A 26,208-nucleotide genomic window follows, 5' to 3' on the forward strand; every position below is an offset into this window, starting at 1 on the left:
ATGGTGTCCGGATTGCCAAACAAAACACCAAGAGCGCTGCCGGCAACGTACGGGACCCGACTGCGGCGCCAGGGCTAGGAAATCTCTTGCAGGGCCTTCTCCAAGTCCTTTTCCAGGAAGGGAGTCAGGGTCTCTGCGTAGGTTGCGGTGATGTGCGATGCGTCGAAGTACACGACGACACCGCCGATGACAGCCGGGCAAGTACCGTCCTGGCAAAAGTATCGCGTGGGATCAATGACTGCGACGTTGTCGTGCTTGCCCTCCGCCGCCACATCCGCCAGCGGATCCATCCACGTCCATTTGCCGGTACTCCCCGAACACTCTTTGTTGGCGTCTTTCGCCGTGGCCACGCAATCGGGAATGTTTGGCAGCGTGGCGCCGGGGAACGGAGTGTCGCGGATGACGACGATGGGGGTCTCGGACTCGGTCCATCGCTCCAGGTACTTCTCGTACCCGGCGCGCGCAGGGGCCTCGGTCGTTGCAAAGGAGTGGTCCACGACCGGGACAGACTGCCGTTCGGACGTGATGATGAGATCAAATTGGCCGTGAGCGGTCTGGTCAATGACCCAGTTGCCGTAGTCGAAACAGCCCTGGGACTTAATCTCCGCGTCAAACTTCAACTTGGCATCCGTGGGATTGCATCTGGATACAAGGAAGGTAGTGATGGTCCAGTCTTTTTCTGCAGCCATCTTTTCGAGTGCCGGAAGCCAATGCCCTGCATGCGAATTGCCGACCAGGGCGACCTTTTTCTTGCCGCTGCCATAAGTGCACGTGGGCTTCTTCTCATATGGTTCGCTGGACCAACATCCATCGGCATAGGCAGCGGATTTGTCGTCCTTCGCGAGGGCTGGAGACAGGATCAGCTCTTTGTCTGCCTCGTATTGGCAGGAGCCACTTTTGTCGGTTAGCGCCGACGCGCCGAAGCACGGAACAGATCCCTGGACGGCGGCCTGGAGCGAAACGGTGGCGACCTCCTGCCGCTTTTGGGCATCCACGGCCACACCGGAAGCCAACAACGCCACGGAAGCCGTTGCGACCACCAAGAATCGGACAGGGGTCACGAGCGGTGAGACATCGAGCGTCCTGCGGAATGCGTCTTCGACATATTTCTTGGTAGTCATCGACAGCAGGATGGTCGCAGCGGCAGCTGCCGCCAGGTCCAATGCGCCCAGCTTGCCGGAAACAAACGGCAGCAGCACAATAATCGGCCAGTGCCAGAGATAGATCGAGTACGAGTGATCCCCGAGGAAGAGGAAGGGCCGTGAACCGAGCAATGGGGTTGGCGAGAAACGTGAGGTGGCTGCAACCCAGATCACCAATGCCGTCCCCACGACCGGCAGTGCCGCCTGGTAGCCGGGGAAAGGCGTGGCCGAATCGTAGGCGACTCCGGCGCCGATGATCCCGGCAATGCCGGCCCATGCGAGCACGGCACCGGCGGGCGAGGAACTGAAACGCGACTTGGGCGCGGGGACCAGTGCCACCACGGCACCCAAGGCAAGCTCCCATGCCCTAGTGAAGGTGGAGAAGTATGCAACTGCCGGTTCGACGGAGGTGAGGTAAATGGAGTAGGCGCAGGAAAGTGCGACGATCAGTGACACGCCGACAAGCACAAATCGCTTTGCCAGCAGTCTCTTCTTGACGGCAAACCACCAAAGCGCAGCGATTACCAGGGGCCACAAGAGGTAAAACTGTTCCTCGACCGCCAGCGACCAATAATGTTGGACGGCGGTCGGAGCGTTGTCCTCGGCCAGGTAGTCCACACTGGTGGCCAGTAGGAACCAGTTCTGCGAGTAGAACGCAGACGCGATGGCCTGGAACGTATTGTCCCGCCAAAACGATTCCGGTGTCAGTACCCGTACCGCAATGACGGTGGTGAACAGGACCAGCATTGAGGCCGGAATGAGTCGTTTGATCCGACGGAGCCAGAAGGTCCCAAATTCCTTGGCTTTCCGGGGTGGATGCTTTATCAGGTGCGAGGTAATCAGGTAGCCGGAGATCACGAAGAATACATCGACGCCGACGAAGCCACCGGTGATACTCTGCGGCAGAAGGTGGTAGATGACGACGAGTCCAACGGCAATGGCGCGCAGGCCTTGAATATCGGGCCTGAATTGTGTTCGCGTAGTCGTGTTGCTCATGGTCTCTCGTTGGCTGATTCTGGATGCATTCGTGTGCTCGGCGGCACCGGCCTGATGAATCGGTCGACACGACCCATTCACCACATGGCAAGCCGCCGCGAGGTGCGGTCCCGATGGCAGAAGCATAATGCTCGTCTGCACCGGTTACCACATGACCGACGACCCTGGAGAGGGGAATCGGGCCGCCGCTCATTGGATTGCCGGCAACGGGCCTCAGGGAACCAAGCGGGCGGACGCAGGAAACGTTTTGTGCTCTGGTCGGTGCGGGAGCTGAGGTTTAGCTCAGTTCCTTGACGATCTGACTCAAGCTGTCGAGGGTGTCCTTTAGCTTGGCGACATGGCGTTCGTCGAAGGCGCTCAGCACCCGCTTCAATTCCGTGGTGGAGATGCCCGAGGTGCGGGGAAGATATACGACCTCGACTTTGTCGCCCAAGTCGTCGAACTTGCCCTTCCAATCCTCTCCGATGCCGAAGACATCGACATCGTACTTGGCAATGTCCAAACGCTTCTGCTCCCAGTTGTCTTCCGGGATGGCCTCGTCGACGTACTGGATTGCCCTGACGATCTCGATCCGCTGATCGAAGGGAACGATCGGCTTCTTGCCCTTGATGGCATTGAATTCATCGGTGGATACTCCGACGATCAATCGGTCGCCTTTTTCCTTAAGACGCTTGAGGATGTTCAGATGTCCGATGTGGAAAAGATCAAACGTGCCATAGGTCAGGACTGTTTTTGCCATGTTCAACTCCATTTACTGCTTGGTTGCGTGCAAGGACGCAGTGATCGAAAGTCTTAGATTATGGGTGGTCGGCCCGCCAGGAGCATCCGTAGATGGGTCGACCATTTGAGTTTGGGCCGGGGTGTTGAATACCAAGGAATCTCTCGCCACCCGGCAAGCCAACCGCTGAAATATTGCCGCACCGCATCGGGATCCTTGCGCAGGCGGGTTGCTTCCACCAAGGCCCAACTGGACACGTACATCCAACTAAAGGGCCAGCGCAGGTTCCGTTTGGCGAGCCATACCCGGTTTCGCGCATTCAGTCGGTAAAACTCTTCATGACGTCGTTGATCGACAACCGGGTGGCCGATCCTCATATCACCGGCGTACCAGACGTGATGCCCGGTGTCCCAAACACGCCAGGCAAGTTCAATTCCCTCGTGTGCGTACCAGAAACCGCCGGCCCAGCCGCCGGTCTCGTCAAAGATGTGTCGGGGCATCAGCAGGCAGGTTTCGCCCACATGAAAAACGCGGCTGGATTCGACGGCCGTGCGTTTGTTGAGGCGCGGGATCCACCGGGTGGGGTCGTCATCGCGTGTCGGGTCGGTGATCCGCGGCTGGAGAAGACCCATCCGGGGGTGGCTGTCGAACCTGGATATCGCCTCTTCGAGGAAGTCTGTGTCCAGGAACCAGGAATCATCGTCCAGGAAGCAGAGGAACTCCCCCTTGACCAACGGGACCCCGGCATTGCGTCCGGCCGGGATACCGAGGTTGTGTTCAAGAAAATGGCCACGCACGCTGGCCGGAAGCCCGACAGGATCCCAACCGTTGCCCACCACGACCACGTCAAGTTCGACTTCTCGTTGGGCCAAGAGACTCGTCAAGGCACGGTTCAGTTCCTCAGGTCGGTTGCCCATGGTCAGCACGACGACGCCGACCGTCGGAAGGTTCCCCTCTGGAATGCTCAAGGGATCACCGCAACCGGGATGAAGCCATGGTGGAAACAAAGTGCCCGATATTCACCAGGACAACTGCCGGCAACAAGATCCAAAGCATCCATTTCTCGGCAATGCCGGGGATGCCAACGATGGCAGAGACAATCGACAGGACCAGGATAACGAGGCTAAGTTCCACTGCATGAAGCATCTTGTGAAAGGGCAGGAAGCGGGCTGCGGAACGCAGTTTCCCGACAAAGCTGGTCTGCGAGACCGCACGAGCCTCAGCCGTATCCGGGAGCTTTCCCAGTCCGGCCATCCCACGGGCGGCATGCACCATGAGGCTCTGGGAACGGTTCAATACAAGGAGAACCGACAGCACTGCAGAGATGAAAAGTGTCGTCCACGCCTGGGCGGCATCGGCCCCCTGGGTCTGGAGCTCAAGGAACACGCGATAGCCCAAGGCGATGGGAATCAAGGCCTCGGTGGTGTGGTGTCCCACCATGTCAATGAAGATCCCGCGTGGCGACTGGGTGCCGCGCCAGCGTGCCACTTCCCCGTCGCTGCAATCGAAGTAGAGCTGGACCTGTGACAGGACAACCGCCAATAGCGGGCCCCACACACCAGGGATCAGCAGGGCTGCCGACATGAGCCAGCCCGCAAGGATCATGAGTCCGGTGACGCCGTTGGCGCTAATGCGCGTGCGCACCAGCACCGCGGTCAGGTAGATCGAGATGTGCCGCAGGTAGAGTTCCGCGGTCCAGTGTTCGGCGTTTCGCCGTGCCCGGACCTCCGGGGGCTGGCATACCGCACGCAGCTGTTCGAGCGTCGGGTTGCTCGGCCGAATGGTTTCATTCATGATTGTACCCTCCCCCTGTCCAGGGTTCCCTGGGCACCGCGTACACGGCCCTTGACAAAGCCAACGGCCCACGGGAAGTGGATGGATGGAAAAACACCGAGCATCAAAAGCTTCTCCTTGAAGGTCGTGGTGCGCTTGCCGGTCAATGTCGCAAAGACGACAAGTCCGGCATACCCCACCGGAGCGAGCTTCAACAGGTTCAAGGCGATCCGCACGGCGCCTGGCGCCTCGGAAGTCAGCCAGGGATCGATCACCCAGGCAATTGCGCCCAGGCTAGATCCGACCAGCATCAGCGGCGGCAGATCGTGGCGCATCGACTTGCCATCGGGATATCGCCGAGACAATTCGCCGCGCCAGACTCCCGAAGCATAGGACTGTGCAGAGAGAGCCTTGTAGGTATCCCGGGGGTAGTACGCGGTCTCGAGTTCCGGGTCGAACCACACCTTGTAGCCGGCCTGGCGGATTCGCAGGCAGAGTTCCCAGTCCTGGGCGCGGTGCAGCGACTCGTCGTAGTAGCCGACCTCGTCAAAGACCTGGCGGCGAAATATGCCCAAGTAGGCAGACTCGGCAGGGCCTTCCGGCGCACCGCTGTGGTAGGCGGCGCCACCCAGGCCCCAAGGGGAATGGTAGGCAGCGGCAATGGCACGCTGGAGGGGGTTCTTCCCGCGGGCATCCATGAGTCCACCGACATCGTGTGCATCGACGCGGAACATGGTCTCCACGCCGCGGGCGGTGTAGGTGGGCGCCAATTCGCTGTGGGCATCCACACGAACCACGATCGGATATTGCGAGGCCCTAATGGCAAGGTTCAGCCCGATCGGCGTGCGTCCCTGGGGATTGTGGACCAGCTTGACCCTGTCGTCCTCCATGGCAAGCTCGGCCGCAACTTCGTCGGTGGCGTCGGTGCTCGGCCCAAGGGCCAAGACAATTTCCTTGTCCCCGGCGTAGTCCTGGCCAAGGACACTGGCCACTGCGTCACGGAGATATCCGGCCTCGTTGAGCACGGGCATGACATAGGAAACACCCAGGGTCTGCGCAGCAGTCACTTCTTTTTGGCCTTGTACGCATCGACAACCGTCTTCGCGTCCCCGTCCATCATCAGGACGCCCTTCTCAATCCAGATCACCCGGTTGCAGGTTTCCAGGATTGATCCCATCGAGTGGGAGACGTGAAAGATGGTGCCGGCGTTTTCACGGATCTCGCGGATTTTTGCCTCACTGCGCTTGCGGAACCGCGCATCGCCGACGGCCAAGGCTTCGTCGACAATCAGGATGTCATGTTGCTTCGAAGCGGCGATGGCAAATTTAAGGCGCGCAGCCATGCCGGAGCTGTAGGTACGCATCGGAAGGTCGATGAACTCCTCCAACTCAGCGAACTTGGTGATGTCTTCCCGCATGGCGTTGATTTCCTGGCGGTTGTATCCAAGTGCCAGGCCGCCAAGCATAATGTTCTTTTCACCCGAAAGGTCCGGAATCAGCGCGGCTCCGACACCCAGCATATTCGGGCGGGACGACGCGAAGACGGAACCCGCCGCAGGGCTGGTCAGGCCCGTGATCGTGCGCATCAGCGTCGACTTACCAGAACCATTCGAACCGATCACGCCAATCGACTCGTTCTCATAGGCGACGAACGAGACGCCCTTGACTGCGTGGACTTCCCGAATGCCGCGCGTCGAGGTCTGCAGCAGCCGCTTGGCCCCAGCTGCACCAACCGACTTGCCACTGGAATACACCTGGTACTTGACGTGGAGATTATCCACGATCACCACAGGCGTCCGCGTCTCGTCCAGCTTGACCGACGTGTTTGCCGATCTGCTGTCAGGTTCAATTTCGAAGACCGGCTGAGGTTGAAACTTGCCGTGATTTCGCGGATTGATCAGATCATCAAAATTAGTCAACTCGACCATAACGCTCCTCCGCAGCCCAGAAATAGATGGTGCCGCCAATCAGGGCAGCAAGGGCCCAGACAGATAAAACAACCCAGTAGAACGACGGGTATTCCACGCCGTTCATGATCGAACCGCGGGCAATCTGCAACGCCTGGTAGATCGGGTGAAAGTCGAACATGAGGACCAGTACGGGAAAGGCGTTCAGAATACGGTCAACACCAAACAAGACGCCGGAGGTGTAAAACAGGATTCTGGTGATCAACGGCAGAATCTGAGTAAAGTCCCGAATGTGAACCGTCAATCGGGCGCACACCAAGGCCATGCCCGTATTGAACATCGTGAAAAGCACCAGCAACGGAAGCACCATGAGCCAGCTCCACTTTGGCGTGGTGCCAAGGATCATGCAGTAAACGAACATGACTCCGAGCATCGGCACCAACGTGAGGAACTGCTGCACCACGGCAGCGATGGGGAGGGTGATGCGCGGGAATGCCAAGGATTGAACCAAAGCGGCGCTTCCGGTGATGGATTTAGCGCCAGAGTTCACCGACCCCGTGAAGAACTCGAAAAGGAACACACCGATGACGACGAATACCGGGAAGTCCTGAGGCTTGTTTCCACCCTGCAGGATTCCGAAGATGAAACCGTACATCAGGGCATTCATGGTCGGCTTGATAACAACCCACAGCATGCCCAGGCGGTTTCGTTGGTTGGTCGCTTGCAGCCGGCTTCTGGCCAGTTCAAACGCAAAATCGCGCCTGGCCCACGCCTGTTTCAGATAGCTCACCAGGTCCGGACGAGCACCGACCCTGTGCAGGCCGTACTGCGCCGCATATTCGGCAGCTGTCATAATTCTCGTTACCTCGTTGATCACGGTTTACTCGCCTGCTGTCGCTGACGAACCTTATGAAGTCTAGTAGATACGCATCCCCATGAGCGGTTTGCATCCGGCGACAGGGCGATGTGTGATCTATGTATCAGTTGCTACTGGTCCAAATTTGCACTGTCCAGGTAGGTCTTAAGATCGTCCGTGCGAAGTGACTGACCGATATCGAGGATGGCCTGTTCGTCCCGCAGAACGATGGATTGCCCGTCCGGCGAGGTGCCAAGCCCTGCGGTCGGCAATGTGAACATCTCTATGTTCGATGGGCGGAGGTCCTTCAGCTGCAACCCAATGCCAGCGGCGGTGGCCGCATCCAGTCCATCGTCAAGCGCGAGGTATGGCGAAACCTTGTCAATAACCTCGAAGATCGTTGCCGGGTTGGTCAACGTGTCCTTGGACAGCATCTCGTTCATAACAGCTTTGATGAACTTCTGCTGGTTGCGTACTCGCTGATAATCGCCGTCAACAAACGGCTTGCGTTCACGAACGAACCGCAACGCCCGATCTCCTTCGAGTTCGAGGTTGCCGACGGGAAACTCATACTTCTTGCTATCGGTCGACGTGAACTCGATGTCGTTTTTTACTGTGACACCGCCAAGTGCCGTCGTCAGCTCCTTGAATCCGTCGAAGTCCACCATGGCCACGTGGTCGATCTTGGTATCAAACATCCCTTCAACGGTTTGGACGACCAATGGCACACCGCCCAGCGACATGGCGGCATTGACCTTCTGCGTGCCATGGCCGGGAATATCCGTGTAGAGGTCTCGCATGATCGACATCACGTAGACGCCTTTCCGGTCCTCCGGGATGTGCATCATCATTATCGAGTCTGAACGCTGGTCGGTTCCGCCGGCCTGAAGCAGGTTGGTCGTCTCCGTGTCGTCCGCCCCATGATCGACACCTAGCAACAGGAAGTTCAAGGATCCATCATCGGGGTTCTTGACCGGACGAACCTGTTCCTCAGGAAAGGCTTGGCCAATTTCCCGGGTCTTCGTATTGAACGTCTGGGCGAGATTGGCAACGTATGTACTGGCGACAATCGCTGCCACAAGAACCAGCGCTATCGTGCCCAGTAGCACAACGAGGCTCTTTCGCTTCTTGGGCCGAGCTAGGCGACGAGGTATGTATTCGCCTGGGAATTTCTTTACTTTAGTCAATCAACGTCTCCATAAGACCAGAACGAGAAGTCTCGGACGACTCGAGGCAATGTTACGGTCGACAACTTTCGCACAAACTAAAGCAAGGCTAATCAGTCACCCTGTGAAGACGCTGAATCAGCCTTGCCATATAAAAATCCTAGCGCGTTGAAACGAAGTCCTTAAGCCACGGCAGGAGGTCCGGACCGAGGTCCGCGCGTTCGCAAGCCAAAGATATAACGGCTTGGATGTAACTTAGCTTGTCACCGGTGTCGTAGCGCCGCCCACGGAAAACAACGGCGTGGACGCCGCTGCCCGGGCCATCGGCCGCAGCCAACGTTTCAAGGGCATCGGTCAACTGGATTTCATCGCCGCGACCGGGCTTGGTTTCTTCGAGTACGTCGAAGACCCTCGGGTGCAGGACGTAACGGCCAATAACTGCCAAGTTCGAAGGTGCATCTTCGACGGCAGGTTTTTCCACCAGCCCGTTGACCTTGACGTAGTTTTCGCCGTCAACGGTAGAGACATCGGCGCAGCCATACGCACTGATCTGCTCCGGTTCAACTTCCATCAAGGCAATGACCGAGCCACCGGTCTTTTCCTGGACGTCGATCATGATCGAAAGCAATTCATCCCGCTCATCGATCAGGTCGTCACCGAGCAAAACGGCGAATGCCTCGTTGCCAACGTGCTGCTTCGCGCAAAGGACGGCGTGTCCGAGGCCCTTGGGATCGCGCTGGCGAATGTAGTGGATTTCGCCAAGATCTGTGGCTTCCTGGACCCGACGCAGTTTTTCGCTGTCTCCCTTGGCTTCGAGAGTGGCTTCCATGGACGGCACGCGGTCAAAGTGGTCTTCCAGCGCACGCTTGCTGCGGCCCGTGATCATCAAGACATCCGTAAGCCCGGCCTTCGATGCCTCGGCCACTACGTATTGGATGGCGGGCTGGTCGACAACCGGCAGCATTTCCTTGGGCATCGCCTTTGTCGCTGGCAGGAATCGGGTTCCCAGACCAGCGGCAGGGATAACGGCTTTAATTACGCGCCTACTTTGAGTCATGTTTTGACTTTACGTCATGGAATGCACAAATCTCGAACCCGATTACTGCTCCTGCGAGGCGTTTCTTAATCTTTTGAGTACGGTTCGCGGCAGGTAGTCAGCCACATCTCCACCGAGGGACTGGACTTCCTTTAGCAGGGAAGAAGAAAGGTGCGTATAGCGGTTATCCGCCGCGAGGAACACGGTTTCAACCCCTGTGAGATGGCGGTTCATCACAGCCATCGGGGTTTCGTACTGGTAGTCGACCGTGGAACGCAGACCCTTAACGATGGCGTCTGCGCCATGCAGTTTGCAGAAATCGGCCAGCAGGCCGACGCCCATGGGTTCGACGCTGACGCCTCGTAGTCCCCCAATGGTTTCCCTGACCATTTCCAGTCGTTCGTCCGGCTCAAATCGATATTTTTTGGCGTAGTTCGTTGACACGGCCACAATGACTTCGTCAAAGAGGTTGCTGGCACGGGCAATGATCTCGACATGACCATTATGGATGGGGTCAAAGGACCCGGGGCAGACGGCTCGACGCATACTCTGCAATCTATCAAGTGAGCTTCAGGTCGACCTCTTCGTTCGCCTTGATGACTCATCGTGTCTTATTCGTTTCGTTGGCCATCGAATCACCGACTCACGGGATAATGGACCATGTCTTCAATTGATGTTCCATGGCAGCGCATGGCTGCCGGTGCCAATTTACTGTCCGCCAATGGTGATCTCGGCGTCACCATCTTCGAGGAAATCACCACACTTGCCGTGAAGCACCGGGCGATCAACCTTGGGCAGGGCTTCCCGGACACCGACGGCCCGAAATTCTTCAAGGACGTGGCCGCCCAGGGAATCTCCGGCGACCTCAATCAGTATGCGCCTGGCGCGGGAATCCTTCCGTTGCGAAGGGCCATTGCGGATCACCAGAAGCGTTTCTATGGCCTGGACGTAAATCCGGAGAATGAAGTGGTTGTAACCACCGGTGCCACCGAGGCCATCGCCGCGGCCATCCTCGCGTTCATCGGAACCGGCGACGAAGTCATTACCTTCGAACCCTTCTATGATTCCTACGGGGCAAACATCGCGTTGGCCGGCGGCATCCACCGAACCGTGGCCTTGAATGCGCCGGATTTCCAGCCGGATGTCAACGAGTTACGTGCAGCGTTCAATGAGCGCACTCGCATGGTCGTGCTCAACAACCCGCACAACCCCACGGGCAGCATCTTCGGCGAGGATGTCTTGGCGGAAATCGTTTCGCTGGCGGCCAAGCACGATTGCATCATTGTCTCCGACGAGGTCTATGAACACCTCACGTTCGGCGTCGCCCACACGCCCATTGCCACGCTGCCCGGCGCATGGGAGCGAACCCTGACCATATCCTCGGCAGGCAAGACCTTTTCGTTTACGGGCTGGAAGGTCGGATGGGCCACTGGACCGGCCCATCTCGTGTCTGCCGCCCGCACGGTCAAACAGTTCCTGAGTTACTCCTCGGGAACTGCTTTTCAGCCGGCCGTCGCGGAGGCGTTGCGGTCCGAGAACACGTTCTTTGTCGAGTTTGCCAATGATCTCGGCAAACGCAGCGACGTACTGGCCAAGGGGCTTGAGGCGGCCGGAATGACGGTCTACCGGCCGCAAGGCACCTACTTCATCGTCGCCGACGTGGCCCCCCTTGGTTTCGACAATGCCCTGGATCTGGCTCGTCGGATGCCTGAAGCAATCGGAGTCGCCGGCATTCCGTTGTCTGTCTTCTGCCATGCGGAGGGGGCCGAACGCACCAGAAGCCTGATGCGTTTTGCCTTCTGCAAGAGACCGGAGTTGCTAACCGAGGCAGCCAACCGTTTGTCCCGTTTGTCTGCATCGGTGGGTGGCTAATCGTGGTCAAACGTGCCAGCCGGTGGCTGAGCAATCTTGGAGCCCACGCCACGCTCGAGGAAGACGCCTTTGTACCCGGTGCCTGGGTCTTGCAGCTGGGAGGCGCCGAGCAATCACATGTGAATGTGGATCATCCGGAAGAGATCTTCTACGAGTACCTGCGACGTCTTGCAAACCATGTCGACGAACACGGTGAAGCTGGAAAACCGCTGCACGTCCTGCACCTCGGAGCCGGTGCTTTGACCTTGGCACGATATATCCAGCGCAAGAGACCCGGAAGCGTTCAGGTCGCCGTGGACTTGGAGCGCGAACTGCTCGATTTTGTCTTCGACGCCCTGCCCATGGAAAATCCAAGGAATCTCCGGACGATCATTGGGGATGCCAGACGGGTGCTGACGCATGAATTGGCGGGAGAGAAATTCGACATCATCGTCTTGGATATCTTCAGTGGCGCCGGAGCGCCGGAGCACTTGACGGTCCCGGCATTCTACGCAGAAATGAACTCCCATTTGCGTCCCGAGGGTCTGGTCCTTGTCAACGTCGGTGACGATCCTCCATTTACCTTCGCGGACAGCCAAATCAAGGCGATGTCCGAAATTTTTGCCACGGTCATGGCCAGCGCCCCGACCGAGATCTTCTCCAGAAAGTTTCCGGGAAACATGGTCGTGGCCGGGACCCAGTCGCGACTCGACCTGGCCATGGTGGATCGGTTGCGGGCCTCCGGGCCGCACCCTGGAAGCGTGCTATTCGGCTCCGACCTTGACGGGTTCGGCAAACCATAGACGGGTCTCGCCGTATTTCTTTTCGGCGAATCTTTCCAGCCCCACGGGCCACGTGGGCTCGGCCGAACGCGAGGATCGTTCCACCACAATGGTCGCGCCGTCCTCGAGGACCAGGGCGACCTTCTCCAAGGTTTTGGCCAATTCCTCTTCCGTGAGTGGATAGGGCGGGTCCATGAACACGACGTCCCAGGTTTTCCCGCCGTTTGCCCCTGGGACGGGGGCAAATGAATCCAGGACGGAGTCCACCGAGCCACGGCGGACGCTGACCACGTCGTTGCGCAGCGCCTTGTTGACGATGCCTGCATTGGCTTGGCATACCGCCACTGCCTTGGGTGCCAGTTCCACCAACAGCACCGACCGCGCGCCGCGACTGGCAGCTTCGAGGCCCAAGGATCCGGCGCCGGCATACAGGTCCAGGACCCGGGCGCTGCCGAGTACGTCATAGCTTTCGAGCCTCGAAAACAGGGCTTCCTTGACTCTGTCGGTGGTGGGTCGGGTGGAGTCCCCGGGAACGCTCTTCAGCGGAAGTCCTCCGGCGGCGCCGGCAACGATTCGACTCATTGGGATCTATCCCCTTTCCAGGAATGCTTGCATGTCTTCGTCTACCCATTCCTCAACCGCGGCTTGGAGGCCGGGATACGTCCGCAGTCCGTCGTCACCGTCAACAATTGACTCGGCCGCTTCCCTGGCCCGGGCAATGAGTTTGGCATCTTTCATCACGCGTAAGACCTTGAGCGTGGACCTGGAACCAGATTGGCTTGCCCCCAGGATGTCGCCTTCCCGGCGTTCATTGAGATCCGATTCTGCCAGCAAGAATCCGTCGGTGGTGGATTCCACGGCTTTCAGCCGCATCACCGACGGGTGCTCCGCGTCGAGCCAGGTGGTCATGAGGCATGTGCCGGGTAGCCCGCCACGACCGATACGGCCACGCAACTGGTGTAACTGGGATATCCCAAAGTTCTCGGCATCAATAATGACCATCAGCGTGGCGTTGTGCACGTCGACACCGACTTCGATCACTGTGGTGGAAACAAGGATGGAGGCTCTTCCCGAGTCAAAGGCCATCATGGCATCCGCTTTTTCCTCGCTGGGCATGCCTCCATGCAAGGCCCTGATCTCCGTGTTGGCGAAGATATCCATGGATCCAAGCAATTCCAGCATCTTTTCAACCGTCATCGTGGCCGGTTTCGCTGCGCCGTCGCTGGCCGTCGTATCGGGCGTTGGCTCGATGGGCATCGGAAGGAAGTCGTCTTCTACCGCTTTTTCGCTAATGCGGGGGCACACCACGTATACCTGGTGTCCCTTGGCAGTTTCCTCGGCCATGCGGGCAAAGAGTCGCTGCTGCATCGCCGGCAACTGAAGCGGCACAATGTGCGTGGCAATGGGGGCGCGCCCTCGAGGCAATGTCCTCATGAGGCTTACTTCCAGGTCTCCAAAGACGGTCATTGCCACGGTGCGTGGGATCGGTGTTGCGGTCATGACAAGCATGTGCGGTGGCATGTCGGCCTTTGACCGCAGGGCATCTCGCTGTTCAACACCGAATCGGTGTTGCTCGTCCACGACCACCAGACCGAGGTCCACGAAACGGACCATGTCCGACAGCAGGGAATGTGTTCCCACCAGAATGCCGGTTTCCCCCGAGGCGGCGCCAAGGAGCACTCGTTTGCGCTCGGCGGCCCCTGCTGAACCAGTCAGCAGATCCACGCGGGTGGCGCGCGGGTCTGAGCCAAGCTCTCCCCCGGTCCCGAGCGAGCCGAGGTGTTTCTTGATGGACTGGTAATGCTGTTGGGCGAGGACCTCGGTGGGGGCCAGGAGCGCCGTCTGCCCCCCGGAGTCAATGACCTGAAGCATGGCGCGCAAGGCCACCAGGGTCTTGCCCGAACCAACCTCGCCTTGCAGCAGCCGGTTCATGGGATGTCCGCGGACCAGGTCATCGGCGATTTCCCTGCCGGCGATCAACTGGCCGTCAGTGAGAGTGAACGGAAGGGTCTTATCGAAAGCCGCCAAAAGTCCATCGGCAGTGCCTGACCGGGCAGTGGCCGGCTGTTTCATGCGGTGGGCACGTCGCTGGGCCAGGGCGAGTTGAAGCAGGAAGGCCTCTTCAAAGGCAAAGCGTTTTCTTGCCGCATAGCCTTGGGCAACGGTTTGTGGCCGATGGATATGTTCATAGGACACCACCCGGCCGGGGATGCGATGGGATTTCAAGACTGGATCGGGAATGAACTCCGGGAATCCCGCGGTCCCGATTCCTGCCAGGACAAGTTCCATGACTTCGCGGATCTTCTTGTTGGGAAATTTTGCGGTGGCCGGGTAGATGGGAATGGGCCGCGGGTCCGCTTCCTCGGCCGCATCGAGCAACGAATACTCCGGGTGGGTGAGCTCCAGGTGGTTGCGGTAGAGGGTGACCTTGCCGCTGAACATTGCCGTAGAGCCCACCTGCAGGTCCCGCTTGGCCTCATAGCCGTTGAAGAAGGTCATGCGAAGCGTCGACTGCTCTGGACCGAGCGCGTCGCTGACAAGCACCTCCAGCAGAAAACCGGAGCGCGAATGCATGCGCCGCTGATTCACCGATTTAACCTCGGCAACGATCGTTACGTCCTCCCCCACAGGTAACTCCGAAATCTTGGAGAGCTCCCCGATTTCCATGTACCGACGCGGGAAGTGCGAGAGCATTTGGCCCACAGTCGAATATCCAAACGCCGTTTCCACCTTGCGTGCCGAAGCCGCGCCAAGGACGATGTCGAGTGGCGTTTCGTTGGTAAATTCTGCGCTAGCCGTCATGGGTGCATAGATCGGTCACTGAGATGTTGACCGGGGACCCGATGCCTCGAATGACGCTCATGGCACTCTCGGCATCGGGGACATGTACGTGTACTCGCCAGCGGTATCCGTCCTCGGTCGGGTTGACCGGGCTCATAATGACGGAGTCGCCGATGGTGTCCAGCTGTCCCCGCAAGGTTGCAGCTCCCAAGGCATCGAGGCTGATGGTGCACATAACCTCGACACCCGAGTCATGCACGACGTCGTGGTGGATATGCGGATCCTGGATGCCGTACCCATGAAGTTGGGAGTATTCGTCAGGGTCAATGACTTGTCCCAGAAGTGCACCACGGAGTTCGTCCAGGATGATCAACATGCCCACGGCGCCGGCATCGACGATCTTGGCTTCATGTAATTGCCCGAGTTCGTTCTCCGTGGCGACCACGGCTTTCTCCGCGTCAATGCACAAGGCATCCAGAAGCTCAACGAGTGCGGCCTTGCTCTCCGGCTCAAGTTCGCTGGCGCGGTGCGTTGCGCGGGCGGTGTTGGCAACGACCTCCATGACGGAGAGCATTGTCCCGGAGACCGGGTCGCTGAGGGCCGACCATGCCCTGACCTTGCCCCTTTCCAAGGCGGTGGCTAGCACTGGGGCCGTTATCCGCTCCACTCCGCACAGTGGTTCGGCCAAGCCTGCCATGAACACGGCAAGCAAGGTGCCGGAGTTGCCACGTGCCGATTCCATTGCAGCGCGTGAGGCCATCGTCAGAAGCTCGCCGATGTTTTCCGTTTCAAGCTTGGAAATCGCGTCGTGCGCGCTGCGTGCGGTGAGGTAGAGGTTGCTGCCGGTGTCCCCGTCAGCAACGGGGAAGATATTGATCGCGTTGAGGCGGTCACTATGGTTTCCCAGGCTCTTGACCATACGCTCAAGCCACGTGGACATGGCCTTGGAATTGGCGTGGATTTTTTGGTTCATGGTGTGAGTGATCACTCGATCCTTAGAGACCGTTATCCTCTATAAATTGTCCCACGTTGTCTTGCTTCAGGGCCTCGGCGAATTCGGAAACCACGGCCATGTCGGGAATGACAATCGACTGACCGTCCGCTGAGCGGCCGGTGCCGTTGTTGGGAAGCGTGAAGAAGGTCATGTCGCTGGAACGGACGTTGGCCATGGAGCTGCCCAGCGTTGCGACCTTCATCGCATCGAGGGTTTCGTCCACTGCGACGTAGGGAGCGAACTCCTGGACGGTGGCCGATATCTTTCCCGGATCCGTCAGGGTTTCCTTGGACATCATGGTGCTCATGATGGCCTTGACGAAAAGCTGTTGGTTCCGGACCCGCTGGTAGTCACCGTCAGTGAACGCGTAGCGCTCGCGAACGAAGGCCAAGGCTTCTTCTCCATCCAGTGTCTGGACCCCCTTGGGGAATGCGTAACCGTTGGCGAGGTTCTGCTTGAAGGCGATGGGGTTGTTGATCTCCACCCCTCCGAGTGCGTTGGTCAGGCCTTTGAAGCCTTCAAAGTCGATGGACGCAACGTGGTCGATGCGCGTGTCCAGCAAACCCTCAAGCGTTTGGACGGTCAGCGGAACTCCACCCAACGCAAATGCAGCGTTGATTTTCGCCTTGCGGTGGCCAGGAATATCCAGCCAGGTATCCCTCATGATGGAGGTGACGTAGACGCCTTCGCGATTCGCCGGAATGTGCACCAACATCATGGTGTCAGAACGGCCGCCGTCCGGCAGCTCGGCAAATTCTTCCCCGCCTTGGTTCGTGGCGCGTGTGTCACTGCCAAGAAGCAGGATGTTCGTAGCGTCCTTGGCGGTTTCGGCCTTCTCCGGCCGCAACGTCTCTTCAGGGAACGCATCCGTCAACTTCGTGGTCCCGCTGTCGAAGCTGCGCGCCAGCGACAACAGGTACCCTCCGGCCACGAGCAACGCGATCAACACCAGCGATACTGCACCCAGCAATATCATCAGTCCGGTGCGTTTCTTCTTTTTCGGCTCTTCGTAGCCGGTGTCCTGGAAGGACCCGTTCAAATGTGTCATTTATGCCTCTCAAGCAAATACTTCTTTACATCCTAGTCATGTCGCGCGACCGGTAGGCTGTTTAAGTGCCCAGATTGATTTTTACCAGCTCAGATTCCCCGAACTCACAGTCCCTTATCAGGAACGCATCCCCTCGAAGGGTGCACGGCGTGAAATTCGCCACGGCAATCGCCGCGTCCCTGACCGGCTTGTTCGTGCTCTCGGGCTGCTCCCCCATCGCAAATGTCCAGCCGGCGGATGACGCGGGCAATCCCTTGTGTGCCGAGATGATGGTCTTGCTTCCTCCGGAAATTTCGGATCAGCAGAAGCGTCAGACCAATAGCCAGGCCACGGCCGTCTGGGGAGACCCGGCGCAATTGGTGCTTCGTTGCGGGGTCACGGCGCCTCCTCCGTCCACTGATCCATGCGTCAGCGTGAACGGGGTTGATTGGCTGGCGAAGGAGGGCGAGGAAGCCTGGACGCTCACCACCTATGGCCGGACGCCGGCCACGGAATTGGTCTTTGACCCAAATGTGATTCCGTCCAGCACCATCCTGGCCACCCTGTCTTCCGCTGCTTCGAAGATTCCCGCACAGCGCACTTGCACCACGGTCAGCAAGACCGTGGACGTGCCCTAAACAAGTGGTGGAGATGAAGGTGGGGGTCCTTCAGCGAAGCGAAGCTTGCTGAAGGACCCCCCCTGGATGCGCGAGGCGGTTTTTAGCGCAGACCGGTCTTGCGGCTGAGTCCCAAATGGATCAGTTCGTCAATGAGGTCGGCATACTCAAGTCCGGTCTTGGACCACATGTGCGGGTACATGCTTGAGGGCGTAAACCCGGGCATGGTGTTGATCTCGTTGATGATCCACTTGCCCTCGGGCGTGTAGAAGAAGTCAACGCGGGACAGCCCTTCGGCGTTCACCGCCTCAAAGGCCTCGGCCGCCAGCCGGCGCACTTCGTCCGTGGCAGCGGTCTCCAGTTCGGCCGGGCAGCTGAGCTGGGCTGCAGCCCCGTCGACATACTTGGCGTCAAAGTCGTAGAACGTGTGTCCGGCGTCTTCGACCACGATTTCTCCGGGCATTGAAGCCCTAGGTGGCAGCGAACCGCGGCCTTCCAGGACGCCGCATTCGATTTCGCGCCCGACGATGCCTTGTTCCACGATCACCTTGGGGTCGTGGATGCGGGCGGCCTCGATGGCCGCCGGAAGTGCGTCCGCGGTGTCCACGCGGGAGATGCCCACCGAGGAGCCGGCACGGGCTGGCTTGACGAAGAGCGGGTATTGAAGACCTTCAACGGATTTCAGGCATGCCGCCTGGTCTCGTTCCCAGTGCTTGTCCGGAATGACAACGTAGGGCCCGACTTCGAATCCGGCGGCTTCGAAGACCACCTTCATGAAGTGCTTGTCCATGCCGATGGCGCTTGCGGCAATGCCCGAACCCACGTACGGCACATCCACCATTTCCAGCATTCCCTGCAATGAGCCGTCCTCGCCAAACGGACCGTGCAGCAACGGGAACACCAGATCGATGTCGCCCAGGCTGCGCACGGCGTGGCTGTCATTGGAGGCAAGAAGTTCGTGGCTGCCCGGCTCCCCGGTCAGGCGCAGGATCTCGGACCCGGCGGTCACTTCGGGCTTCTGGCTGTTTGACAGCGACCAGGAGGTGACGTCCTGGTCCACCAGGGTCCATGCTCCGTCGCGGGTGATTCCCACCGGAACAACCTCGTACTTTTCGCGGTCAATTGCCTCGAGCACGCCTGCAGCAGTGACACAGCTAACGGGGTGCTCGGAGGAGCGGCCGCCGAAGAGCAGCATGACCCGGGGCTTGTGTGCATTCACTTGACTCATTTGAGCTCACCTTCAGACTTTAATTGACGCCCCAACAGACGTGCTCCCATGTTCTCCACGCTCAGCGTGCCTTCCAGAACCATGACTACTGCCTCGGTAATGGGTACTTCTACATTGTGGCGAGTGGCCAGGTCCAAGACTGCCCTGCCCGACTTGATGCCCTCGGCCGTCTGGGACATTCGGTCATTGACCTCATCCAGGTACAGGCCCTGGCCCAGCAGGCGACCGGCGGTGTTGTTGCGGGAAAGCGAGGAAGAGCACGTGGCCACAAGGTCTCCCAGGCCTGCAAGGCCCGAAAGCGTTTCGTAGCTTCCACCCAGTGCCAGCGCAAGACGAGTGGTCTCGGCAAGGCCACGTGTGATGATCGAGGACTTCGTGTTGTCCCCCATGCCCAGGCCGTCGCAGATTCCCACGGCCAGGGCAATGACGTTCTTGGCAATGCCGCCGATTTCAACGCCAATGACGTCCGTGTTGGTGTAGGGACGGAAGTAGTCGGTGGAGCACAGCGAAGCGATCCAGGTGGCGGTGTCAATATCCGTGCAAGCCACCACCGACGCGGTGGGTTGCTTGCGGGCTATTTCCATGGCCAGGTTGGGTCCGGACAGCACGGCAATGCGTTCGTCCGATATTTCGACTTCGGCCGAGATCACTTCGCTCATGCGGGCATCGGTGTCCCGCTCCAGGCCCTTCATCAGGGACATCAGGACAGCGTTTGGATCCAGGAATTCCTTGAAGGAATGCAGTTGTTCGCGCAGGCTTTGGGCCGGCACGGCCAGGACAACCAACTCGGCTCCCGCAAGGACCTCGGCGGTTTTCGATGACGAGGTGATATTGGAGGGCAATACCGTTTCGCGCAGGTAGCGCGAGTTGGTGTGGCGGGTGTTGATTTCAACTGCCACTTCGTCGCGGCGTGCCCAGACCATGACCTCCGTCCCGGCTTCGGCGCCCGAGTCGGCCAGGACCTTGGCAAATGTTGTGCCCCAGCTGCCGGCACCCATCACTGCAATTTTCCTCGGAGCGGGCCTCATAAATCGTTTTCCTTCGTTTGCTTCGATGGCGAACCGTTCTCGAAATTTCGTCCCTGGGTTGCCTGGCCGTGGTGCGCCGGATCCCACAGGACCTTGGGCGCATCCTGCCCGCGCAGTCGGGCCACGTCCTTGGCCAACGCGCGCATGATGCGTTCGGTGGCCTCCGCGAGAACAGTCCTTGTCAAGGGGACATCACGAAGGTCATCGAGGTCCACCGGGTCTCCGGCTATGACCGTCACGTGGCGGCGCGGGAAGAGCCTAATTCCCTTGGCATAGCGTGGAAACAAGTCCTGCGCTCCCCAATGTGCCATGGGAATGACCGGGGCGCCGGTTTGCAGCGCGAGGCGGGCGGCACCGGTGTGGCCGCGCATCGGCCACAGGTCAGGGTCCCTGGTCAAGGTGCCTTCGGGGTAAATAATGATGACACCGTTGGCGTCCAGTACCTCGCGGGCCGTTTTGAGTGACTGCGATGCCCCGGTGGAGGTGCGCGCAACGGGAACCTGTCCTGTCCGGCGCAGCATGTTGCCCAGCACCGGGACCTTGAACAAGGATTCCTTGGCCAGGTAGCGCGGGTAGCGCTTGCTGCTGTAGATAGCATGGCCGACAACCAAGGGATCAATTTCCGTCACGTGGTTGGGACACAGGATGAACCCGCCGCTGGGCAGCTTCTCGAAGTCCTGCCACGTTCTTCCGATCATGAGGTTCATGATCGGTCGAACGATTCCGGCCGCTATTGCAAACGCGGTTTTTGTACCGCGGGATTCTTTCATGCAGGTCAGCCTATGCGGATCAGGCGATTTCGTTCATCTCGACGCGCGCACCCAAGTCAGTGAGCTTGTCCATGAACTTCTCGTAGCCACGGTTGATCAGTTCGATCCCGGTGACGCGGCTGGTGCCCTCGGCGGCGAGTGCCGCGATCAGGTGGGAGAATCCTCCGCGCAGGTCCGGGATGTCGATGTCCGCACCAACCAGCGGGGTGGGTCCGGTGATGACGGCTGAATGCTGGAAGTTGCGCTGGCCAAAGCGGCACGGGATGGCTCCCAGGCATTCGCTGTGGAGCTGAACCTTGGCACCCATTTCCACCAGGGCGTTGGTGAAACCGAAACGGTTTTCATACACGGTTTCGTGGATGATGGATACGCCGGAAGCCTGGGTCAATGCAACGACCAGGGGCTGCTGCCAGTCGGTCATGAATCCGGGGTGGACGTCTGTTTCAAGGATCAACGGCTTGAGCTCCCCGCCCGGGTGGAAGAAGCGGATTCCCCCGTCGGTGACCTCAAACTCGCCGCCGATTTGGCGGTAGGTGTGAAGGAAGGCAGTCAGGTCGCGCTGGGCTGCGCCCTCGACGTAGATGTCTCCATTGGTGACCAGGGCGGCGGAGGCCCAGGATGCGGATTCGTTGCGGTCCGGCAACGCCTTGTGGTTGTAGCCGTTCAGGCGGTCGACACCGATGATGCGAATGACCCGGTCACGGCCAACCGTGATGATGGCACCCATTTTTTGAAGCAGGGAAATAAGGTCGAGGATTTCAGGCTCGATGGCAGCGTTCTCGACCTCGGTGGTTCCCTTGGCGCGCACGGCGGTCAGCAGCACCTGTTCGGTGGCGCCAACACTCGGGTAGGGCAGGGAAATCTTGGCACCAGTCAGGCCGTGGGGTGCACGGATGCTGGTGCCCAGTGGGCCTGCCTTGTCGATTACGGCACCGAAGTGGCGCAGCACGTCCAGGTGGAAATCAATCGGACGGTCACCGATCTTGCAACCGCCAAGGTTGGGAATCAGGGCCTCGCCCAGGCTGTGAAGCAGGGGGCCGCAAAAGAGGATGGGGATGCGTGAGTCGCCGGCGTGCGTATCGATCTCATTGCTGGTGGCTGTCTTGGTGCCACTGGGGTCCATGGTCAGGTCGCCGGTGGCTTCATCCTTGGTGACGGTGACGCCGTGGATCTTCAGCAGGCTGGTGACAACTGCGACGTCCTTGATCTCCGGGACGTTGCGCAAGACAGAGGGCGAATCACCCAGAAGGGCCGCAACCATGGCCTTGGGAACCAGGTTCTTGGCACCCCTGACGGTCACTTTTCCCTTGAGTGGCACGCCACCATGAATCGTTAGGACTTTCGCCATGAACTTGAGTACCTCACCAGAAATTGTTTGGCCTTCGAATCCGAAGGGAAGACTAAGCAAGCATACAGCCCCCGGCATTGCCGGAGGCTGTATCGAAAATGTAACGCTGGTCGCGCCGCCAGCCACCTCGGTCGTTGAATCCCCCGGAATTCCGGGGTGAGTAGCAGTAACCGAGGAGCTGGGCAGCGGCGTTAAGCGGTCAGCTAAGGCTAGGAATAGCGGGCCGGAAGCGTGGTGGGCTTGAAGGCCGGACGCTGTGATTCATAAGCCGTGATGTCTGCCTCGTGCTGGAGGGTCAATCCGATGTCATCAAGACCTTCCATGAGGCGCCAGCGCGTGTAGTCATCAATCTCGAACGGCGCAATGATGGATCCGCACGTGACGGTCCGGGCTTCGAGGTCCACTGTCACTTCCGTGCCGGGGTGGTTCTCGATTTCCTTCCAGATCAACTCGATGTCGCTCTGTGCCACCTCGGCGGCAACCAGGCCCTGCTTGCCCGAGTTGCCACGGAAGATGTCGGCAAAACGGGAGGAAAGGACTGCCTTGAAACCGTAATCCTTCAGGGCCCAGACGGCATGTTCGCGCGAGGAACCGGTACCGAAGTCGGGTCCCGCCACCAGGACCGAGCCCTTGGAGAATGGTTCCTGGTTAAGGATGAAGTCCTTGTTCTTGCGCCATCCCGCAAAGAGGGCATCCTCGAACCCGGTGCGTGTGATGCGCTTGAGGTAGACGGCCGGGATGATCTGGTCGGTGTCCACGTTGCTTTGGCGCAGCGGAACGCCGATTCCGGTATGGGTGTTTATTTTCTCCATGATGAATCCTTAGGCTACTTTTGCGGCGGAGGAAGAGGTCGCGAGATCCGAGGGCGAGGAAAGGGTCCCGCGGATCGCGGTTGCAGCGGCAACCAATGGCGAGACCAGGTGGGTGCGTCCACCCTTGCCCTGGCGTCCCTCGAAGTTGCGGTTCGAGGTCGAGGCACAGCGCTCGCCCTCTGCAAGTTGGTCCGGGTTCATGCCCAGGCACATGGAGCACCCGGCGAATCGCCATTCGGCACCAAAGTCCTTGAAGATCTTGTCAAGCCCTTCGGCTTCGGCTTCCAAGCGCACCCGGGCAGAACCCGGAACCACGATCATGCGGATATCTGCATCCTTTTCCTGCCCCTGGATGATGCTGGCGGCGGCGCGCAGGTCTTCCATGCGGCTATTGGTGCAGGAACCCAGGAACACCGTGTCCACACGAATGTCCTTCATGGGCGTTCCGGCTTCCAGTCCCATGTATTCGAGCGCCCGTTCGCAGGCTGCACGCGCATTTTCGTCGTCAAAGTCCTCGGGGGCGGGAACCTTGCCGGAAAGCGAAATCCCTTGTCCGGGGTTGGTGCCCCAGGTGACGAAGGGCTCCAAGTCGTTGGCATCGAGGAACACCTCCGAGTCAAAGGTTGCGCCTTCGTCCGTGGCGAGCGTGTCCCATTCGGCAACAGCCGCATCCCAGTCGGCACCCTGTGGCGCGTGCGGGCGCCCATTGATGTATTCGTAGGTGATTGCATCCGGTGCAATCATGCCGGCACGGGCACCGGCCTCGATCGACATGTTGCAGATGGTCATGCGGGCATCCATGGACAGCGAACGGATTGCCGAGCCACGGTATTCCAGCACGTAGCCCTGTCCGCCGCCGGTGCCGATCTTGGCAATGACCGCAAGGATGATGTCCTTTGCCGTCACACCCGGCTTCAGGGTGCCCTCGACGTTGATGGCCATGGTCTTGAATGGCTTCAAGGAAAGGGACTGCGTCGCCATGACGTGCTCGACCTCGGAGGTGCCGATGCCGAAGGCCAAAGCGCCGAATGCACCATGGGTCGAGGTGTGGGAATCACCACAAACCACGGTCATGCCCGGCTGGGTCAGGCCAAGCTGCGGGCCGACCACGTGAACGATGCCCTGCTCCTTGTCGCCCAGCGAGTGCAGGCGAACTCCGAACTCGGCGCAGTTCTTGCGCAGGGTCTCGATCTGCGTGCGGCTGGTCAGATCCGCAATCGGCTTGTCGATTTCCAGCGTCGGGGTGTTGTGGTCCTCGGTGGCAATCGTCAGGTCGGGGCGGCGCAGGGGACGCCCCGCCAAACGAAGACCCTCGAAGGCCTGCGGGGATGTCACCTCATGGATCAGGTGCAGGTCAATGTAGATCAGGTCCGGCTGGCGCGCACCGCCTGCTCCCTCGCCCTTGCGAACGACGTGTGCGTTCCATACTTTTTCGGCCAGCGTCTGTGCTGCCTGGTGTGCGGCCATAACCGACTCCCTCACTTGATAAAAGTCCTATGTCTTAACTGTTCCACCCACGCACACGTAATATCCAGTAAGCGGATTTGCATCTCAAATAGTGAGATAGCAATATCAAACTATGGACACATCAAGTGGCGTTGGCGTCATCGACAAAGCGGCCCTCATCCTCAATGCCCTTGAGGCCGGGCCAACCTCCCTTGCCCAGTTGGTCTCCCTGACCAAGATCTCACGGCCAACAGTGCACCGTCTGGCCCAGGCACTCGTGCACCATCGTCTTGTCGGCAAGGACATCCATGGACGATTCGTCCTGGGCGGCCGCCTCGTGGAACTCGCCTCTGCGGCGGGCGAAGACCGACTCATAGCCGCAGCTGGTCCGCTGCTGATCCAATTGCGGGATTCCACCGGGGAAAGCACCCAGGTGTTTCGTCGACAGGGCGACTACCGCGTGTGCGTGGCCTCCGCCGAAAGGCCGGTGGGCCTCCGCGACACGATTCCTGTCGGAACCCAACTGTCGATGAAGGCAGGTTCGGCCGCGCAGGTCCTTTTGGCATGGGAAGACCACGAACGGCTGTTGGATGGATTGCACGGCGCACGCTTCACTCCCACCATCCTGGCAGGAGTCAGGCGACGGGGCTGGGCCCAAAGCCTGGGCGAACGCGAACCCGGCGTTGCCTCGGTATCTGCTCCCGTGCGTGGACCTTCCGGACGTGTCATCGCGGCAGTGTCAATGTCGGGGCCCATTGAACGTCTCTCACGACAGCCCGGCAAGGCCCACCAGGAAGTCGTCGTGCAGACCGCCAATGCCCTGACCGAGGCACTGCGCAAAACCGGGGACTAAGGGAAGATCGTTTCCACCGAACGCTCCGGCAACCCGGTTTGGTGAGTTCACCGTGAACATCGGATAAGCGACGCCTTAGCCTTCGAAGTGGTCAAATCCCTTGGCGGAATCTGCTCTCCTGCCGTCCAGGAGAACTTCCCCGCCCGGCTCGCCGCCAGTGGATTTCCTGACCATGCCCACGGCCCGGAAACCGTCGGGCAAATCCTCAACCTTCGGGAACGTGGCCAATAGCCCGTGGTCTTCCCCTCCTCCGAGGACCCAGTCCATCGCTTCCCTGCCCAGCCTCGCGGCGGCCCGGGACAGCCGTAGCGCGTCGGCCTCCAGGGAACGGGTATCGAAATCAATGGCAACTCCACTGGCAATGGCCATGCGACGACCATCCTTGAGCAACCCGTCGGAAAGGTCCATCATGGCCGAAGCTCCGGCGCGGGCAGCATCGGGCCCAGCCGCCAGTGGCGGGGTAGGCCGCCGTTGGCCAAGGACAAGAACCTTTTCATCTTCAGTCCATTCCACGTGCGAAACCGATGAGTCCATGAGTGCCAGGCCGGCCGCGGCTACGCCCAGGACGCCGCCAACCGCCACCACATCCCCGGGCCTCGCACCGCTGCGAAGGACCGCACGGTCTGTGGCAAGGGCGCCGGTGACTGCCGCCGTAATGGACAGCTCGCTTCCCCTGCCCAGGTCTCCCCCGCCGATGGCGCACTCGCAGGCTCCCAGTTCACGCACGGCAGAGCTGAATCCATCGGCCAAATCCTCCACCCAGGATATGGGGGTGGAGTGTGGCAGCGTCAGCGAAATCACTGCCGACGTCGCAATGGCACCCATTGCATTCACGTCGGAGAGGTTTTGGGCGGCGGACTTCCATCCGACGTCGAACCCGCTGCTCCGAAAACCACTGGGCCAGCTCAACCTGAAGTCCTGGTTCTCCACGAGCGTGTCAACGGTGATGACAAACTTTCCACCGGGGGCGGCAATCAAGGCCGCATCGTCACCCGGGCCGAGCAACGCCGGAGCCCCCTGCAACCGCGGCAGGATTCTTTTCAGAAGCCCGCTTTCTCCAAGGTTTCCTACGGTCATG

General features: G+C 59.7%; 25 protein-coding genes. 4 read left to right on the top strand and 21 right to left on the bottom strand.

Annotated features, from left to right (window positions below):
- Nucleotides 1–74: 74 nt before the first annotated feature.
- The 10 genes from ABD687_RS04205 to coaD form a co-directional block, all read right to left on the bottom strand.
- On the bottom strand, nucleotides 75–2,138 hold the full coding sequence (locus tag ABD687_RS04205; RefSeq protein WP_310293272.1) for an acyltransferase family protein: 2,064 nt from the start codon (nucleotides 2,136–2,138) through the stop codon (nucleotides 75–77).
- Between the two features lie 277 nt (nucleotides 2,139–2,415).
- The gene (locus tag ABD687_RS04210) at nucleotides 2,416–2,877 is read right to left on the bottom strand and encodes an FAD synthase family protein (RefSeq protein WP_264269776.1); all 462 of its coding nucleotides are present in this window, start codon (nucleotides 2,875–2,877) and stop codon (nucleotides 2,416–2,418) included.
- Between the two features lie 53 nt (nucleotides 2,878–2,930).
- On the bottom strand, nucleotides 2,931–3,773 hold the full coding sequence (locus tag ABD687_RS04215; RefSeq protein ID WP_372342899.1) for a glycosyltransferase family 2 protein: 843 nt from the start codon (nucleotides 3,771–3,773) through the stop codon (nucleotides 2,931–2,933).
- A gap of 55 nt (nucleotides 3,774–3,828) precedes the next feature.
- Nucleotides 3,829–4,650, bottom strand: coding sequence for a CDP-alcohol phosphatidyltransferase family protein (locus ABD687_RS04220; RefSeq protein ID WP_310293270.1), 822 nt, complete (start codon nucleotides 4,648–4,650; stop codon nucleotides 3,829–3,831).
- Complete coding sequence (locus tag ABD687_RS04225; RefSeq protein ID WP_264269778.1) at nucleotides 4,647–5,696, bottom strand: glycosyltransferase family 2 protein; 1,050 nt, start codon at nucleotides 5,694–5,696, stop codon at nucleotides 4,647–4,649. Before ABD687_RS04225 ends, ABD687_RS04220 begins: the two co-directional genes overlap by 4 nt.
- Nucleotides 5,693–6,556, bottom strand: a complete 864-nt coding sequence (locus ABD687_RS04230; protein WP_264269779.1) for an ABC transporter ATP-binding protein — start codon at nucleotides 6,554–6,556, stop codon at nucleotides 5,693–5,695. Before ABD687_RS04230 ends, ABD687_RS04225 begins: the two co-directional genes overlap by 4 nt.
- Nucleotides 6,540–7,412, bottom strand: coding sequence for an ABC transporter permease (locus tag ABD687_RS04235; RefSeq protein WP_264269780.1), 873 nt, complete (start codon nucleotides 7,410–7,412; stop codon nucleotides 6,540–6,542). The genes ABD687_RS04230 and ABD687_RS04235 overlap by 17 nt, the downstream gene beginning before the upstream one ends.
- 110 nt (nucleotides 7,413–7,522) lie before the next feature.
- Nucleotides 7,523–8,500, bottom strand: coding sequence for an LCP family protein (locus tag ABD687_RS04240; protein WP_310293264.1), 978 nt, complete (start codon nucleotides 8,498–8,500; stop codon nucleotides 7,523–7,525).
- Nucleotides 8,501–8,717: 217 nt separating this feature from the next.
- Nucleotides 8,718–9,614 carry a UTP--glucose-1-phosphate uridylyltransferase GalU gene (gene galU / locus ABD687_RS04245; RefSeq protein ID WP_264269782.1) on the bottom strand — a complete coding sequence of 299 codons (897 nt, stop codon included), beginning with the start codon at nucleotides 9,612–9,614 and terminating at the stop codon, nucleotides 8,718–8,720.
- Between the two features lie 42 nt (nucleotides 9,615–9,656).
- The gene (gene coaD / locus ABD687_RS04250) at nucleotides 9,657–10,139 is read right to left on the bottom strand and encodes a pantetheine-phosphate adenylyltransferase (protein ID WP_264269783.1); all 483 of its coding nucleotides are present in this window, start codon (nucleotides 10,137–10,139) and stop codon (nucleotides 9,657–9,659) included.
- A gap of 114 nt (nucleotides 10,140–10,253) precedes the next feature.
- Here coaD and ABD687_RS04255 point away from each other — a divergent pair, with 114 nt between their 5' ends.
- A complete protein-coding gene (locus tag ABD687_RS04255; RefSeq protein ID WP_310293260.1) occupies nucleotides 10,254–11,465 on the top strand; it encodes an aminotransferase class I/II-fold pyridoxal phosphate-dependent enzyme in 1,212 nt (403 codons plus the stop codon).
- A 2-nt stretch (nucleotides 11,466–11,467) separates the two neighbouring features.
- Nucleotides 11,468–12,247, top strand: coding sequence for a spermidine synthase (locus ABD687_RS04260; RefSeq protein ID WP_310293258.1), 780 nt, complete (start codon nucleotides 11,468–11,470; stop codon nucleotides 12,245–12,247).
- Here ABD687_RS04260 and rsmD read toward each other — a convergent pair.
- The 4 genes from rsmD to ABD687_RS04280 are packed head-to-tail and all read right to left on the bottom strand — an operon-like array spanning nucleotide 12,209 to nucleotide 17,049.
- The gene (gene rsmD, locus ABD687_RS04265) at nucleotides 12,209–12,808 is read right to left on the bottom strand and encodes a 16S rRNA (guanine(966)-N(2))-methyltransferase RsmD (protein ID WP_310293256.1); all 600 of its coding nucleotides are present in this window, start codon (nucleotides 12,806–12,808) and stop codon (nucleotides 12,209–12,211) included. The genes ABD687_RS04260 and rsmD overlap by 39 nt on opposite strands.
- A 6-nt stretch (nucleotides 12,809–12,814) precedes the next feature.
- Entirely contained in the window at nucleotides 12,815–15,028 is a 2,214-nt protein-coding gene (locus tag ABD687_RS04270; RefSeq protein ID WP_310293254.1) for an ATP-dependent DNA helicase RecG, read from the bottom strand.
- Nucleotides 15,018–15,995: a DAK2 domain-containing protein gene (locus ABD687_RS04275; protein WP_310293252.1), complete on the bottom strand. Its 978-nt coding sequence runs from the start codon at nucleotides 15,993–15,995 to the stop codon at nucleotides 15,018–15,020. The genes ABD687_RS04270 and ABD687_RS04275 overlap by 11 nt, the downstream gene beginning before the upstream one ends.
- Nucleotides 15,996–16,002: 7 nt before the next feature.
- Entirely contained in the window at nucleotides 16,003–17,049 is a 1,047-nt protein-coding gene (locus tag ABD687_RS04280) for an LCP family protein (protein WP_310293251.1), read from the bottom strand.
- Nucleotides 17,050–17,198: 149 nt separating this feature from the next.
- On the opposite strand from ABD687_RS04280, the gene ABD687_RS04285 reads away from it, so the two are divergent.
- The gene (locus ABD687_RS04285; protein WP_302265911.1) at nucleotides 17,199–17,666 is read left to right on the top strand and encodes a DUF3515 domain-containing protein; all 468 of its coding nucleotides are present in this window, start codon (nucleotides 17,199–17,201) and stop codon (nucleotides 17,664–17,666) included.
- 82 nt (nucleotides 17,667–17,748) lie between these two features.
- Here the strand turns inward: ABD687_RS04285 and ABD687_RS04290 are convergent, their stop codons facing one another.
- From ABD687_RS04290 to leuC, 6 genes are all read right to left on the bottom strand, one after another.
- Nucleotides 17,749–18,873 carry a D-alanine--D-alanine ligase family protein gene (locus tag ABD687_RS04290; RefSeq protein WP_302265910.1) on the bottom strand — a complete coding sequence of 375 codons (1,125 nt, stop codon included), beginning with the start codon at nucleotides 18,871–18,873 and terminating at the stop codon, nucleotides 17,749–17,751.
- On the bottom strand, nucleotides 18,870–19,901 hold the full coding sequence (locus tag ABD687_RS04295) for an NAD(P)H-dependent glycerol-3-phosphate dehydrogenase (protein WP_302265909.1): 1,032 nt from the start codon (nucleotides 19,899–19,901) through the stop codon (nucleotides 18,870–18,872). The genes ABD687_RS04290 and ABD687_RS04295 overlap by 4 nt, the downstream gene beginning before the upstream one ends.
- A complete protein-coding gene (locus ABD687_RS04300) occupies nucleotides 19,898–20,671 on the bottom strand; it encodes a lysophospholipid acyltransferase family protein (protein ID WP_310293247.1) in 774 nt (257 codons plus the stop codon). The genes ABD687_RS04295 and ABD687_RS04300 overlap by 4 nt, the downstream gene beginning before the upstream one ends.
- Nucleotides 20,672–20,690: 19 nt before the next feature.
- Nucleotides 20,691–22,019 (bottom strand): UDP-N-acetylglucosamine 1-carboxyvinyltransferase, encoded by a 1,329-nt coding sequence (murA, locus tag ABD687_RS04305; protein ID WP_264269794.1) that lies wholly within the window; start codon nucleotides 22,017–22,019, stop codon nucleotides 20,691–20,693.
- 209 nt (nucleotides 22,020–22,228) lie between these two features.
- Nucleotides 22,229–22,831: a 3-isopropylmalate dehydratase small subunit gene (gene leuD / locus ABD687_RS04310; protein ID WP_264269795.1), complete on the bottom strand. Its 603-nt coding sequence runs from the start codon at nucleotides 22,829–22,831 to the stop codon at nucleotides 22,229–22,231.
- A gap of 9 nt (nucleotides 22,832–22,840) precedes the next feature.
- Entirely contained in the window at nucleotides 22,841–24,298 is a 1,458-nt protein-coding gene (gene leuC / locus ABD687_RS04315; RefSeq protein WP_302265907.1) for a 3-isopropylmalate dehydratase large subunit, read from the bottom strand.
- A 112-nt stretch (nucleotides 24,299–24,410) separates the two neighbouring features.
- On the opposite strand from leuC, the gene ABD687_RS04320 reads away from it, so the two are divergent.
- The gene (locus ABD687_RS04320; RefSeq protein ID WP_264269797.1) at nucleotides 24,411–25,130 is read left to right on the top strand and encodes an IclR family transcriptional regulator; all 720 of its coding nucleotides are present in this window, start codon (nucleotides 24,411–24,413) and stop codon (nucleotides 25,128–25,130) included.
- Between the two features lie 75 nt (nucleotides 25,131–25,205).
- Here ABD687_RS04320 and thiL read toward each other — a convergent pair whose 3' ends face one another.
- The gene (gene thiL, locus ABD687_RS04325; RefSeq protein ID WP_310293245.1) at nucleotides 25,206–26,207 is read right to left on the bottom strand and encodes a thiamine-phosphate kinase; all 1,002 of its coding nucleotides are present in this window, start codon (nucleotides 26,205–26,207) and stop codon (nucleotides 25,206–25,208) included.
- Between the last annotated feature and the right edge of the window lies 1 nt (nucleotide 26,208).

This window comes from Paeniglutamicibacter sulfureus (assembly GCF_039535115.1).
GTDB lineage: Bacteria > Actinomycetota > Actinomycetes > Actinomycetales > Micrococcaceae > Paeniglutamicibacter > Paeniglutamicibacter sulfureus.

Excerpts from the sequence above, each read along its gene's own strand:
- ABD687_RS04205 (WP_310293272.1), bottom strand. The coding sequence starts at position 2,138 with ATGAGCAACACGACTACGCGAACACAATTCAGGCCCGATATTCAAGGC.
- ABD687_RS04210 (WP_264269776.1), bottom strand. The coding sequence starts at position 2,877 with ATGGCAAAAACAGTCCTGACCTATGGCACGTTTGATCTTTTCCACATC.
- ABD687_RS04215 (WP_372342899.1), bottom strand. The coding sequence starts at position 3,773 with ATGGGCAACCGACCTGAGGAACTGAACCGTGCCTTGACGAGTCTCTTG.
- ABD687_RS04220 (WP_310293270.1), bottom strand. The coding sequence starts at position 4,650 with ATGAATGAAACCATTCGGCCGAGCAACCCGACGCTCGAACAGCTGCGT.
- ABD687_RS04230 (WP_264269779.1), bottom strand. The coding sequence starts at position 6,556 with ATGGTCGAGTTGACTAATTTTGATGATCTGATCAATCCGCGAAATCAC.
- galU (WP_264269782.1), bottom strand. The coding sequence starts at position 9,614 with ATGACTCAAAGTAGGCGCGTAATTAAAGCCGTTATCCCTGCCGCTGGT.
- coaD (WP_264269783.1), bottom strand. The coding sequence starts at position 10,139 with ATGCGTCGAGCCGTCTGCCCCGGGTCCTTTGACCCCATCCATAATGGT.
- ABD687_RS04255 (WP_310293260.1), top strand. The coding sequence starts at position 10,254 with ATGTCTTCAATTGATGTTCCATGGCAGCGCATGGCTGCCGGTGCCAAT.
- rsmD (WP_310293256.1), bottom strand. The coding sequence starts at position 12,808 with ATGAGTCGAATCGTTGCCGGCGCCGCCGGAGGACTTCCGCTGAAGAGC.
- ABD687_RS04270 (WP_310293254.1), bottom strand. The coding sequence starts at position 15,028 with ATGACGGCTAGCGCAGAATTTACCAACGAAACGCCACTCGACATCGTC.
- ABD687_RS04280 (WP_310293251.1), bottom strand. The coding sequence starts at position 17,049 with ATGACACATTTGAACGGGTCCTTCCAGGACACCGGCTACGAAGAGCCG.
- ABD687_RS04290 (WP_302265910.1), bottom strand. The coding sequence starts at position 18,873 with ATGAGTCAAGTGAATGCACACAAGCCCCGGGTCATGCTGCTCTTCGGC.
- ABD687_RS04295 (WP_302265909.1), bottom strand. The coding sequence starts at position 19,901 with ATGAGGCCCGCTCCGAGGAAAATTGCAGTGATGGGTGCCGGCAGCTGG.
- ABD687_RS04300 (WP_310293247.1), bottom strand. The coding sequence starts at position 20,671 with ATGAAAGAATCCCGCGGTACAAAAACCGCGTTTGCAATAGCGGCCGGA.
- murA (WP_264269794.1), bottom strand. The coding sequence starts at position 22,019 with ATGGCGAAAGTCCTAACGATTCATGGTGGCGTGCCACTCAAGGGAAAA.
- leuD (WP_264269795.1), bottom strand. The coding sequence starts at position 22,831 with ATGGAGAAAATAAACACCCATACCGGAATCGGCGTTCCGCTGCGCCAA.
- leuC (WP_302265907.1), bottom strand. The coding sequence starts at position 24,298 with ATGGCCGCACACCAGGCAGCACAGACGCTGGCCGAAAAAGTATGGAAC.
- ABD687_RS04320 (WP_264269797.1), top strand. The coding sequence starts at position 24,411 with ATGGACACATCAAGTGGCGTTGGCGTCATCGACAAAGCGGCCCTCATC.
- thiL (WP_310293245.1), bottom strand. The coding sequence starts at position 26,207 with ATGACCGTAGGAAACCTTGGAGAAAGCGGGCTTCTGAAAAGAATCCTG.